Source organism: Lewinella sp. (genome assembly GCF_050633125.1).
GTDB lineage: Bacteria > Bacteroidota > Bacteroidia > Chitinophagales > Saprospiraceae > Lewinella.
On the sequence record NZ_JBOEFX010000037.1, the window covers coordinates 28,863 to 42,044 of the forward strand.

At 46.9% G+C, this 13,182-nt stretch carries 9 protein-coding genes; 1 reads left to right on the forward strand and 8 read right to left on the reverse strand.

The window, feature by feature from the left end:
• Positions 1–12 precede the first annotated feature (12 nt).
• Both ACRBG0_RS09285 and ACRBG0_RS09290 read right to left on the reverse strand, forming a co-directional pair.
• Positions 13–1,401: a Gfo/Idh/MocA family protein gene (locus tag ACRBG0_RS09285; protein WP_431486620.1), complete on the reverse strand. Its 1,389-nt coding sequence runs from the start codon at positions 1,399–1,401 to the stop codon at positions 13–15.
• A 426-nt stretch (positions 1,402–1,827) separates the two neighbouring features.
• The gene (locus ACRBG0_RS09290; protein ID WP_431486621.1) at positions 1,828–4,668 is read right to left on the reverse strand and encodes a M4 family metallopeptidase; all 2,841 of its coding nucleotides are present in this window, start codon (positions 4,666–4,668) and stop codon (positions 1,828–1,830) included.
• A 347-nt stretch (positions 4,669–5,015) separates the two neighbouring features.
• On the opposite strand from ACRBG0_RS09290, the gene ACRBG0_RS09295 reads away from it, so the two are divergent.
• Entirely contained in the window at positions 5,016–5,888 is an 873-nt protein-coding gene (locus ACRBG0_RS09295; protein WP_431486622.1) for an AraC family transcriptional regulator, read from the forward strand.
• Between the two features lie 3 nt (positions 5,889–5,891).
• On the opposite strand, the gene ACRBG0_RS09300 is transcribed toward ACRBG0_RS09295, so the two are convergent.
• The 6 genes from ACRBG0_RS09300 to ACRBG0_RS09325 form a co-directional block, all read right to left on the reverse strand.
• Entirely contained in the window at positions 5,892–7,145 is a 1,254-nt protein-coding gene (locus tag ACRBG0_RS09300; RefSeq protein WP_431486623.1) for an NAD(P)/FAD-dependent oxidoreductase, read from the reverse strand.
• Entirely contained in the window at positions 7,142–8,143 is a 1,002-nt protein-coding gene (locus tag ACRBG0_RS09305; RefSeq protein ID WP_431486624.1) for a 4-hydroxyproline epimerase, read from the reverse strand. Before ACRBG0_RS09305 ends, ACRBG0_RS09300 begins: the two co-directional genes overlap by 4 nt.
• On the reverse strand, positions 8,140–9,711 hold the full coding sequence (locus tag ACRBG0_RS09310; protein WP_431486625.1) for an aldehyde dehydrogenase (NADP(+)): 1,572 nt from the start codon (positions 9,709–9,711) through the stop codon (positions 8,140–8,142). The genes ACRBG0_RS09305 and ACRBG0_RS09310 overlap by 4 nt, the downstream gene beginning before the upstream one ends.
• A 13-nt stretch (positions 9,712–9,724) precedes the next feature.
• On the reverse strand, positions 9,725–10,660 hold the full coding sequence (locus ACRBG0_RS09315; protein ID WP_431486626.1) for a dihydrodipicolinate synthase family protein: 936 nt from the start codon (positions 10,658–10,660) through the stop codon (positions 9,725–9,727).
• Positions 10,661–11,007: 347 nt separating this feature from the next.
• Positions 11,008–11,823, reverse strand: coding sequence for an alpha/beta fold hydrolase (locus tag ACRBG0_RS09320; RefSeq protein WP_431486627.1), 816 nt, complete (start codon positions 11,821–11,823; stop codon positions 11,008–11,010).
• A gap of 47 nt (positions 11,824–11,870) precedes the next feature.
• Positions 11,871–13,181 carry a DUF6985 domain-containing protein gene (locus ACRBG0_RS09325; RefSeq protein WP_431486628.1) on the reverse strand — a complete coding sequence of 437 codons (1,311 nt, stop codon included), beginning with the start codon at positions 13,179–13,181 and terminating at the stop codon, positions 11,871–11,873.
• Between the last annotated feature and the right edge of the window lies 1 nt (position 13,182).

Consider the following 13,182-nt stretch of genomic DNA (forward strand, 5'->3'; position numbering starts at 1 on the left):
TTCACACACCCCCTACTCCACAATCCCCAACGGCACCGTCTCCTTCCAGTTCCCGCGTGTAAAATCGGGGAACGCCTGCGGCATACCATCCTGGGCTACCGATAGCTCACTCAGCGGGGCCACCGCACTCCAGTAGCAACCTTCGTACACGTTCTGGTCTAGCGGCAATCCTTTTTGCAGGCACTCTACTATACGGTACATCATCATGCCGTCCATGCCGCCGTGGCCGCTGTCTTTTGTGGCATGGTTGAGGCGTTTGTACAGCGGGTGATCGTATTTTTCATACAGCATTTCCAGCTGCTCGCCTTGCGCCCAGCGATGGTGGTTTTCGGTCAATCCCTCTATACCGCCTTCCAATGCTACCCTGGTCGGAAATCCGGCCAAGGTGCCTTTCGTGCCTTGTATCAGGTTGTGCCGCGAATAAGGGCGCGGACTCGTCTCGTCCCACTGCACCATCACGGTACGGCCCAGTTCGGTCTTTATAATCGTGGTATTCAGGTCGCCGCCCTGATAATCCAGCTGATTCCACTTGTGGTCAGCGGGGTAGTTTTTTTCGGCGTAAGCCTGCCTACCCAGCGCAGGCGTCGAGAAGGACACCAGCCGCTTGAAGTTGTCTTCCTGCCGCGCCAGGTTCATGTACTGCGCCACCGGCCCCAGCCCGTGCGTAGGGTACAAGTTGCCGTTGCGCTTGGCATAGTGCAGCGTCCGCCACGAGCCCGTCCCGCGTTCTTGCTCCTCCATTTGCCAACGCAATTCGTGGATGTAGGCCGCTTCCGCATGCAACAATTGCCCCACTACACCCTGCCGACACATATTCAAAAACATCAGCTCGTCCCGACTGTAGTTCACGTTTTCCATCATCATACAGTGCTTGCGCGTACGTTCCGACGTATCCACAATCGCCCACATTTCTTCCAAGGTCACCGCTATCGGCACCTCCACAAAGGCATGCGCGCCCTGGTTCATGGCCGCTATCGCCATCGGCGCATGGTTGTGCCAGTTGGTCGCAATAAACACCACATCCGGCTTCACCTCTTCCAGCATCACCCGCCAACGTTCTTCCTCACCATGGTAGCCAGCCACGTCTTTATGCCGCTCACCTGCACCTATCTCATTGGCCACTTTCTGCCATTTTTGCACATTATCTTCATACAAATCACTGATAGCCACCACTTCCGTCCCCTCCAACGAAGCAAAAAACTGTAAATGGTCACCTCCACGGGCACCCACACCTATAAAAGCAGCCCGGATCATCGGCAATGGTTCCGCCGCATAACCGCCCATGTATTGAGCCTCCGTCAAGCGTTCTGTCGTCATTCCCGTACGTCCCTCCAATTGGGTACCAGCAGCAATCGCCGCTGTAGAAAGGGCGATCTTTTCCAAAAATTTCCTTCTTTGCATCCTATTCAATTTTGCGTTTTCTTTAATACCAGAGTACTTTCTCCAAGTTTTTGGGGCCTCCCTCCGGGCGCTACGTTACGTAGCTCGTTATTCACTCGGCCCTGGCTAAGGCCAGGTCTGCCCCTCCTTCGTCGGGCCACTACTCCACATCGCTAGGCCAACCGAGAAACGGCTGCCTCCCCTCTTTCAGGGAAAAACTTGCTAGTAGCGTATTCTTAGACACCAAAGCACTAAAATTCGAGACTGTTCATTAATGTGTGTCTGACTAAAAACAGCTAAAACGTATCTACTTGATAACCAGCTACAAGAAAACTCTGCGGGCTCTGCGTCTCTGCGCGAGACACACTATTTTGAACGCTCTCTAAAATTCACAAAAAAGACTTCCGTGTAATTTTGTGTCTCCGCGTCTCTGTGGCCAGTTTAAGTCTACCCCTTCACTACCAACTTGCGCTCCTCTCCTTGCACCGTCTTTGCGACAAGCAGATAAACACCAGCAGGCAATTTTTCGAGGTTTAAGATAAGTCTTTGTCCCGAAACTACCTGCTCATAAGTAGCAGTCGGAATCGCAAGCTGACCATCCAGTCGATACAAGGCTACTTCTACCCTATCCGCATCCGGAGCCAACCACCGAACTTGGGCTTTCTCCTTTATCGGATTAGGATACAACTCAAAAAGGGTGACAGCATTGCTTTCCATCCGAAACGTACGCAATGCAGAAAGGCTTTCCTGGCCATCTACATCTACCTGCCGCAAACGGTAATAATAAGACCGCCCCGGCACCACCGTTTTGTCTTCGTACTGGTAGCTTTTCAGCGCATCGCTATTTCCTGCACCAGCTACCCAACCCACCGTCACAAAGTCTGTATTGGCGTCACTGGATCGCTCTACCCAGAAGCCAGCATTGTTGCTTTCTTCACTTACCGTCCATTCCAGTAAGGCCGCCTGTTTTTCTTCTTTTACCGTAAACATTTCCCAGACCACGGGCAGGACAATCGTTTGGCAAACACCCACCTCCACATTATCGAGGTACCAACCATCGTTGCCGTTACAGCCGTCGGTACCCAGTCGCCAGCGTAAGCGAATATCGTCTCCCGGCAACATACCCAGCTCAATCTGCGAGGTTCCCCAGCTGCCAAATACCGAGCCGCCATCCGTTCCCGTAAAGGATGCTTTACCCGCCAAAGGGTTATCATTCCCTGCTCCTACCGAGCGTAGATTGGCATTGTAGGCATTAAAAACAAAATCTTCACTGGCTACATCCTGCCAGCCGCCGTCATTGATCTCGTACTGTAGAATACCACCGTCCCAAGTGCTCTCCGTAGCAACGTAATGATCAAAAGTGAGGTAGAGCGTCGTCGTGTAACCAGCAGGTACACTGATCAGCGGACTCTCCAGGTCAATCGTCCCATTTTCGAGATCAGTGCCACAATCCCCGTTTACCGGGTCGGCACCAAACAGTCCTTGCCCGGCACGGCCACCAGGCAAGGCGTTACTTATTTCCCAGTTGCGACTATCCCAACTGCCAGGGTTCGTTGGGTTTTCCGTGGCCGTCCAACCCGCAAAACCACTTTCAAAATCATCAAAGAAAAGCTGCTGAAAATTATCCATCGGACAAAGATCAGGGGTAGTAGTATCAAGTAGCGGTTCGAAGCCACAATCTGGTTCTTCACTCATCGCTACAGCGGCAATCGCATCGGCTACCGCCGCACAATCGGCAGCGGTTATCATCTCGCCCGACAACCCAGGATTGGTGGAACTGAAACCCAGCGCGGGCAAATTCACCCCCAACAAATCTGTACAAGAAGATTCCAGTGCTGATGCCAGCACGGCAAAATCACTGGTCCGAGTCAGGTACTGCGACTGGGCCTGCCAAAAGATATGTGCAGCCTTGGTAAATCCGATGGCTGCAACCGTCACACCATTATAGCTACCACCATCCACGAGTAATGCGTAGGCATGGTTAGGAACGCCAGAGTTGGTGTGTACCCCTCCTACATCACCGGTAGAACACCAGTAATTCGCGTCGTCTACCGCATTAGGATCGCCTTTGCAGCTAGGTTGCCACATATCGCGCAGGGCACTGCCTCGGCCTTCCCCCATTAGCCAGCGGGGGCTACTGTTACAGCCAGTACGCAATGTCCCTTCGTCTGTATCTAAATCGTAATTATTGAGCAAGTCAATGGTTTCCCCCCAAATATCAGAGAAGGCTTCGTTCATAGCGCCCGGCTGCCAGGCGTACACCAGGTTGCTGGTGTATTCCGTATAGGCGTGGGCCCACTCATGCCCGACAATATCATCGTAACCAAAACCAGTACAGAAGTTGGTGCTCGTTCCGTTCCAAGTGGCATTGGGGCAGTTGACGTTGGTCGCGTCCACTACTGTTTTCATGGTTGCGCCACTACCGTCGTAGGAGTCGTAACCAAAGGCATGAAAAAACAAATAGTAGGTGTGTTCACTCACGTCCACCAGCGTTAATTCTTCGGTACCCGAAGGCGGAGGGTCGCCTTCTGTCCAAATGGGGCTTCCGCTTGTATCTCCAGAATACAACTCTCGGTTCAGTGCGCTACAATTTGCGGGAAACCGCTCGACAGGGTTCCCTACCAGCGCATCTATGTACACATACTGTCGGTCGCCCGTTTCGCTATTGCCCAGCAGTATCTCGTAAGCCAGATGGCTCTCTCCTTTCACGCCTTGGGCTAGTCCTCGATAGAACACCATCAAGGTGGGCTCCGCCAGCGATTCGTAAATGGTATTTTCTTCTTTTTGTAAAAACGACTTCGCATACAACACTGCCCACGATGGAGAAACCACCGCCTGAGTAGGCAAACTCCGGCAAGGAATCACCACGCCGGAAACGCTTTTCAATTCCAAAAAACGGTTGAAGTGAAACCGCAATTCTCCATCAAAAACGGGCAAGCCCCGGTGTTCCTGACGGAAAGAAAGGTGCGTGTTCCCCGCCATGTCCATTTTAGAATACTGAAAAACCAAGTCGTTAGCAGGATCTTCCAATCCCCATAAGCCCTTGTATTGATATAAAAAATTGGCCGCCTTCTCTTCGGCGTTAGTTCCTGTTAAAGACAAAAGGCCAGCTACCGGAAACTGCACAAAACGCACCAATCCCGTACCAGGATGGAACGACACCGTAGCGCCATATTCGTTTTGCAATACCTCTTGCAAGGCACCTTTACGGGCATTTTGGGCAGACATCGTTTCCCGTAAGGAAAACAACAGGATGAAAAAGAAGAGGATTGTTGTCGTTTTTTTCATGTCTCTAATAGTTGCGGCCCCCAAGAAAGAGAGCTATTGAAAGAAAGGTCTTAAAGCTTCTTTAATTCGGTTTCCATTCGCTTCGTGACGACTCCGTCATTCTCCACAATCAGCAAATTTCGCGTAATCAAACAAGCTCTTAAAGCTACGAAAAAGGCCTCTTTACTTAATAGAAATCATTAATTTGGCTTGCGATACAACTATTTTTTCACCACCTCAGCAATGGACAAGACCATTTCCTTCCCTTATTTCACAAAACTGAATCGCACCTTCGTGTTTACAAAAGAGCTATTCCCGCTTTGTTGATTGATTTGGATACACTAGATCATAAACATCTAGTTCTCATAATGAAAATACATCAACCTATACCATTCAAAATTCCAAAATCAGAAAACCATGCGCTACTCGTTCAGGTGGATGAGGGGCCATTTTTCTATAATCAACTGCACTATCATCCTGAGTTTCAAATAACGGCCATCGTCAAAGGGGACGGGATATTTTATGCAGGCAATAACATGACGACTTTTACGGCACAGGACGTTTTTATTATAGGAGCAAATGTGCCACACCTGCTGAAATGCTCAAAAGATTATCACACCGAAGATTCTCCTGGCGTAGAAGGAGTTTCTCTCTTTTTTGATGAATATTCTTTTGGAAAACAATTCTTTGAAATCAGAGAATTGCATCATATACGAGCGCTACTGCAAAATTCCAAGCGTGTAATTAAAGTGGAAGGGGAGTTAAAAGAGACCATTTTCAATAAAATAACGACTACAACTTCTATTCAAGAAGAACAACTCATCATTCGTTTTTTGGAAACATTGTCTCTCCTCCGCCAGGCAGACAAAACCTATATTAATGGCGAGCAATATAATCTCGTTTTGGATAACAATGAAGGTGATCGCCTCAATGAAGTCTTAGCCTACACCTTTAAAAACCTTAATCGAGAAATAACAATTGACCAAATTTCTCAGGTTGCTTTTTTGAGTCGGTCCCAGTTCAGCTACTTTTTCAAACTCCATACTGGCAAAACTTATATCAGCTTTCTCAATGCCTTACGAATTGAGAATGCCTGTATTCTACTACGAAGCAAAAATCAAACCATTGAGCAAATCTGCTATGAGGTAGGCTTCCAGAATGTATCTAACTTTGTGAGGCATTTCAAGAAAGTCAAAGGGCTTACGCCGTCCCGTTATCGAAAATCATGGGCGGTAAAATAGCCGCTAAAATCTATTTAGTCGAAACGGGTGAATATCCATAAAAGCCGGGTCGCCAGTCATCAGGTCACAGATTATCTTTCCCGTCACTGCACCCAAACTCAGGCCCATCATACCGTGTCCTGTTCCTACAATCAGGTTCGTCAAAATAGCTGACTTGCCGATGTATGGCATTCCATCAGGAGTGCAAGGACGGTAGCCTTGCCAAATCGGCGATTGTTCCACATTAGGAGTCGGCAGGTTTTTATAATATGCCGGGATGCTCTCCACTATTCCCTGCACACGCTTTAGGTTGATTCCTTCAGACCAGCCGCTCAACTCCAGGGTTCCGCCAATCCTCAGGTCAGCCCCCATTGGTGTAATGGCCACCTTTGCTTCTGACAAAATAGTCGGTATTCGTGGACGAACACCTGGTTCTTTCAGCGTCAGGCTGTAGCCTTTTCCATCTTGTAGATGAATTTTAACGCCAGCTTTCTTCAGCAATGTCCCCGTCCAACTACCAGAGGATAGTAGAACATTTTCGACAGTAATTTCTCTACCGTCATTGGTCAGCAAAGCCTCAATTTTGTCATTTTTTATCTCAAAATCGACCACTTCCGTATTAGAAATAAACTGCACCCCCATCTGCTTTAAGCGAGCAGTCATTTGTGCCATCAACCGATTGGGGTACAGATGTGCATCACCTGGAAAGTAAATACCTCCCAATACATCCAAGTCCATTTCGGGCTCCAATTTTTGCAAGCCCTTGGTGTCTAATATTTCTGTTTTGATACCTAAGCGGGTCGCCTTTTCCGCTAGCGCCTCTTCTTCTTCCGCTTGCTTGTGCGTTTTGTACAACATCAACAAGCCTCGTTCTTCAAAACCAAAATCAAAGTCATTTTCGGCAGCTAACGTTTTATACAAGGATTTACTCTCCTCATTTAAAGCATACAAAACAGGCATGGCCTCTCTTACATGCTGAGCATTCGCCGAGCGATAAAATTGCCAAAGCCATTGCATCAAGTCTGCGTTCAAACGGGGCTTAATGTAAAAAGGGCTTTTGCTATTCAAGAGCCATTTCAGCCCTTGCACAATCACGCCAGGAGTGGCCATGGGCACAAAATGGCTAGGTACAATCATCCCGGCGTTACCAAAAGAGGTGCCATCAGAGAAGTTATTTTTATCAATGATCGTCAGATCAAAGCCCTCTTTTTTCAAGTACCATGCAGCGCAAAGGCCAATAATTCCACCGCCAACAATGTGTAATTTATCCGTTTTCATATTACCTGAAATCCATAAGCATAGGGATCATCTTCATCGTCAATAATAATATTATTGTGGCCCGTTATTTTTGCCCAACCTTCAATACTGGGAACAATGGCAGGAAACCCCGCCACGGTTGTTTTCGCTTCTACTCGCCCAATAAAGGTGGAACCGATATAGCTTTCGTGTATGTAATCGTCGCCGGCCTTTAGTTGGCCCTTGCTAAAAAGCTGGGCCATCCGCGCCGATGTGCCAGTACCACAGGGTGATCTATCTATCGCTTTGTCTCCATAGAAGACCGCATTTCTACCATTAGCATCGGAGGAAAGAGGTTCTCCTGTCCACAGCAAATGCGATAAGCCCTGGATATTTGGAGAAGTCGGATGTTGAAATTCATACTGCTCGTTCAATCGTTGCCGCAACACCCTACTCCAGGTAATCAGTTGGTCAGCCGTATGATTTTGGATGCCTTTAAAACTTTGCTGTGGATCAACAATTGCGTAGAAGTTCCCGCCATAAGCAACGTCGACTTTCAGCGCTCCCAAATCCGGGCATTCTACAGTTAAACCTTCTTTATACAAAAAGGAAGGAATATTGGTCAAGCGTACCGATTTTACTTTGTTACGCTCCATTTTGTAAGTGATGTTGACCAGGCCAGCGGGCGTTTCCAAACGAAGTTGGCCCGGCACTTTGGGTTGCACCAAACCTTCTTCCAGCATAATCGTCACCGTACCAATCGTTCCGTGTCCACACATGGGCAAACAGCCACTGGTTTCGATAAACAAAACACCTATATCGTTTTCAGGATCAGACGGCGGGTACAAAATAGAGCCAGACATCATATCGTGCCCGCGTGGCTCAAACATTAGGCCTTTTCTAATCCAGTCGTATTCCGCGAGAAAATGAAGCCGTTTCTCCATCATGTTCTCCCCTTTCAAGATGGGGCCTCCTCCTGCTATCAAGCGAACAGGGTTTCCGCAAGTGTGTGCGTCTACACAAAAGAACGTATTTCTCATCCTCTTCTTTTTTCACCATTTACAGTGCGCCAGATGTCCAACGAGTTTTCCGTTTTCAGCTCTTTTGGCAAAAGCATCTCCGGCATATCCTGGAAGGCCACGGGCCGTACAAACCGCTTGATAGCATCTGTTCCAACAGAGGTAAAAAGAGCATTTGAAGAAGCCGGAAAAGGCCCTCCATGATGCATTGCTGGACATACTTCTACGCCAGTAGGTACACCATTAAAAATGACCCGTCCTGCTTTCTGACTTAGTAATTCTATCAGTGCTGTTGAGTTGGCCAATTCTTCCGTTGTGCCCATAATTGTTGCCGTCAATTGGCCTTGCAAGTGCTGTGCTATCGCGTTTACTTCTATAGCGTCTTCGCAAAGCACTGCCAATGTAAAAGGGCCAAAAATCTCTTCTTGCAAATGGTTGTTTTGCAAAAAACGCTTGCCTGAAACGGTGGCAAAACCAGGCTCGCCCTTCCAATCACTACTGGGGTTTTCACCCGAAAAAACCAATGACACACCTTCGGCGGCTATGCAAGCTGCTTTTCCTTTTTGATAGGACTCAAAAATGCCCTCATTGAGCATAGTTGCTGATTGAAGCGTGGCAAAAGCATCCTTTAATGCTTGTAAAAAGGCCGTCGTCGTATCGCTTTTTTGCAACACCAGCAGCCCCGGATTGGTACAAAACTGGCCTGCCCCTAAATTAACGGAACCAGCAATCATCGTTGCCAAATCCTCTTGCTCCGTCTTTAGCTTTTCTTGTAAAATAAAAATGGGATTGTTACTACCCATTTCTGCATATACAGGGATAGGTTCGGGTCGGCTATTGACCAAATCAAACAAAGCCTTCCCCCCACGAAAGGAGCCGGTAAATCCAACCGCCTTGATCAAAGGGTGTTTTACCAATTGCTGACCAGTCTCTATACCCCCTACCAGGGTAGAAAAAACACCTTCGGGCAAATTACACTGCTCAGTGGCCCTGGTAATTGCCGTTGCAACCAAAGCATTGGTACCCAAATGAGAAGGGTGGGCCTTTACAACGACCGTACATCCAGCAGCCAAAGCCGAGGCGGTATCGCCACCAGCTGTTGAAAATGCCAATGGGAAATTGCTCGCCGTAAATACTGCTACCGGGCCCAGCGCCACCAACATTTTTCGAATATCAGCCCGTGCTAAAGGCTGGCGGTCGGGCATCGCTTCGTCGATAGTAGCATCTACCCAGGAACCTTCTTCAACCAGGTCAGCAAAAAGGCGAAGTTGATTACACGTTCGTCCTCGTTCGCCTATTATTCTGCCTTCAGGCAAACCAGACTCGGCCATTGCACGGTTTATCAAAACATCACCCAGCTGTTCTATCTCCTTCGCAATGGTTCTTAAGAAACGGGCCTTCTCCTTGCCTGTTGTTTGCTTATACGTCTTCCATGCTTTATGAGCTGCTGCCACAGAAGCATCTATTTCTTCCTCGGTTGCGACGGGGAAAAGGTCAGGCAGCTGTGTTTTAGTTGTTGGGTTGACAGCTTGCAAGCTTTCTGTTCTCTTAGCGCTTCGCCTTTCTGCAATTATATTTTCAGTTGTCATTTTATTATCGCTTTTAAGCGTACTCGGCTACATTGATACTCAAATACTCCGGCAACTCAGGGCGAGTAGCCAAACCTTTCTCTAGAATACCAATAACACGCTCTCTCTCTGCGCCAACCAGAATATGGCGTGGTGCTCTGACGTATTCAGTGCCAATACCCGTCATCACTTCTGCCAATTTGATATTCTGTACCAATTGCGGGTTAATGTCTAATTCCAGTATTGGTAAAAACCAGCGATAAATTCTGAGCGCTTCTTCTATTCTTCCTGCCTTTACCAAGCGGTAAACAGCGACCGTTTCTCGGGGGAATGCATCGACCAAGCCTGCGACCCAACCATCTGCTCCCATCAACAATTCTTCCATCGCAAGGGTATCTACACCACAAAGGATTTTGAAGCGATCCCCAAACCTGTTCCTCATTCGGGTAACATTCGAGATATCCCGCGTGCTTTCTTTAACGGCCTGGATATTACTCAGCTGCATCAGTTGCTCAAAAATTCCAATGGTCACTTCGATTTTATAATCCACCGGATTATTATAAAGCATAATCGGAAGATGGGTACTGGTGGCTACATCTTTGAAATAATCGGCCACTTCCTGCTCCGTTGGTTTGTACAACATAGGCGGTAGAAGCATCAAACCATGTACTCCCAGCTTTTCGGCTGCTTTTACCAGTTCAATGGCTTTACGGGTAGCTCCTTCTGCTACATTTAAGATCACATCTATTCGGTCACCTACAGCAGCCAGGGTGGCTTCAACCAACACTAAACGCTCTTGATGCGTGAGCGTACTACTTTCGCCCAAAGAACCGCCAATAACCATACCGTCAACGCCCGCTTCTACCTGAAACTCAATGTTTTTCAAGAATGTAGGGATATCCAAATCACCGTTGGGCGTAAATTTTGTTGTAACGGCAGGGTAAACACCGGTCCATTTCACTTGTCTCATATACAAATTATTTTGGGACAAAGTTAGACCTGCGACCAGTCCTACACTTGTACTATTGTACGGAGAACCCGTACTTTTGCATCGAATTAAACATACAATATCATAAAATAACACCTCAGAAAGGTGGAATATTGGTAGAAAAGTAAATTTCCAATATCATCGCTCATGTTAGTTTCCGAACTATCCCGCCGGTCTTCTGACCAGTAATCAGTATTAGCCCATTTTACGCTGGTCAGAAGACCAGAAAGATAATGTCCCGACCAAGAAGGTCGGGATAGTCTGGAGACTACGACAAGCCTACATAATTGAAATGTGCCCCAACCGTAAATCGCCTTCGTACGATCAGCCTAAGAGTTCGGTAAAAATCGCAGTACCGCTTCTGAAAAATTCGCTTGCTTATAAGTATTGTTATGGTCTCCTTTTACGATCACCAGCTGGCTATTGAGCAAGTACGTCTGCAACTCCTCAGGAGAGCCATTATCCAGATCCTCATCACCACAGATGATCAAAGTCTCTACCTGAATACTCCTAAGTTCTTCCGGCGAGGTGACCGGTTGATAGTCCTGAAGTAAGCCTAATACTTTGAGGTCAGCATTAATAGACTTGGCATAATTAACAGCACCTTCTGTCATGGGTGTCAACTCAGCTCTACCGCTAAAGGCATCGGCAAAGGCTATTCGTCTATCCCAATTGAGGTTGGTAAAATCAAACCCCATACCACCAATCACTGCTTTGGAAATCCGTGTTTCTTGCGTAAGTAATTTTGCTAAAACAATCGAGCCTCTGGAATATCCAATGGCAATATATTTCTTCAACCGTAGATGATCTGCCAAAGCCACAAGGTCCTTTACTTCTGCATCATTCTGATACGCTTCGCCCTCTTGCGGTCGATCAGAAAGTCCATTCCCTCTCAAGTCTGGTACGATAACGCGGTAGCCAGCTGCTAATAATTCCGTCTTTAAAACGGTATTATTCCACGAGCTTCCATTGGAGATAAATCCATGAATAAGGATAACCGGCGTTCCTTTTCCTTCATCAGTAAAAGCAATTTTGGTTTTATCAAACGATAAAAAGAACGGCACCGAGTTTACTCCTTTGGATGTATGGCACTGCATCAATCCAAATAAGAAAAACGTGTAAAGGATCAATTTACTTAAAGACATGTTTCTTGGTTTTGTTTTCGCTATACTTTCAGCACTAAATTCAGTCACTAATCCTTCTTCTTTTTCCCAAACATCCACTTTCTAATCGCAGATATATTTGCTTGCTGGCTTTTTATCTCCTTACTTCTTGTATCCTGCTTTTTATTTGGCGAAACCAAGGCTTCTACTTTTTCCAACAGACCACTTTCTTGCAAAAAAGTGGCATTCCAACGCTTTAGTAAAACCTCTTCGTAATTATGTCCTTCCTTGTCACAAAAGTAGGGATTCGCGCCCATCTTCAGATAGAAAAGCACTCGTTCCCGATGCTCATTTTCCTTCTCCAATTCCTGCTCAAACCGCTTTGGGTCTATGCCTTCGTGCTTGCTTTTATTCTGCACCGCTCGGGCGTAATGATGGAGCTCGTTATGAAGCGGGGTTACCCCCCAGTTATTGAGAATATCAACATTGGCACCATTTTGCACCAGCAGTGCTATCACCTCTTTTTTGATATAAAAGTCTGTACACTCGCGCATAGAGCGGGAAAAATCTCCTCCCTTGTCAATCAGGTATTGAGTCATCTCAACATTGTTGGCGTACGCCGCCAAATCCACCAAATTTTTATCGAGTTCCACAAACCGGTAATTCACATCCCAGTTGCTCTCCTTTAATATTTCGATTAATTTTTCATTCTCTTGCTTTCGCAATAAAGTTCGGAAGTATTCCTCTGTCGCTTCCTGTTGCCAGGGTTTGAATTTGCCGTATTTGGACAAAGGCACATGCACCATATGCTTACCTTCTTCTTGTTGTGCCAGGATATCTTCCCAAGCTTTCCCTTTGTCCATTCCCAAGTCATCGGCAATACACTGATAGCTCATGTCACCCATACCCGAATATCCGATCAGCTGATCTTTATACATTACCACACTCAGGCCATGTTCTTCATCCCCCTTATACTCGCAGCGGACCTCATAGTAAGCCATGCCCTCTTTGTACTCCGCTAAAATGATGATACTACTGAAACCAATGAGTTTTTTCAGGTCACTGGCTTGCCGCATTTCCGGAATCCAATAATCCTCCCCACAAGCTTCAACGTAATAAGGATTAATCACCTCCTGAAAGGCTTTGAAAAGTGCTTCAACGACTTCCTGTTCCTTAACAATTATATATTGAATCGTAGCCTCCTGCGCTTGTGTAGGGTCGGGCTCGTAATTCCGTTCATCTTGAATAGTTACAGGCATATAGCCTTGTTCAAGATTGGTAAAAAAGGCAATCATCCGTTCATGGTACTTTCCCCCAATCCCATAATGGAGCTTAGCCATTTGGGGTAGCAGCAAATCGAAACTCCAATCCCCAGAAAAACGATATGCATCCAATTTCATA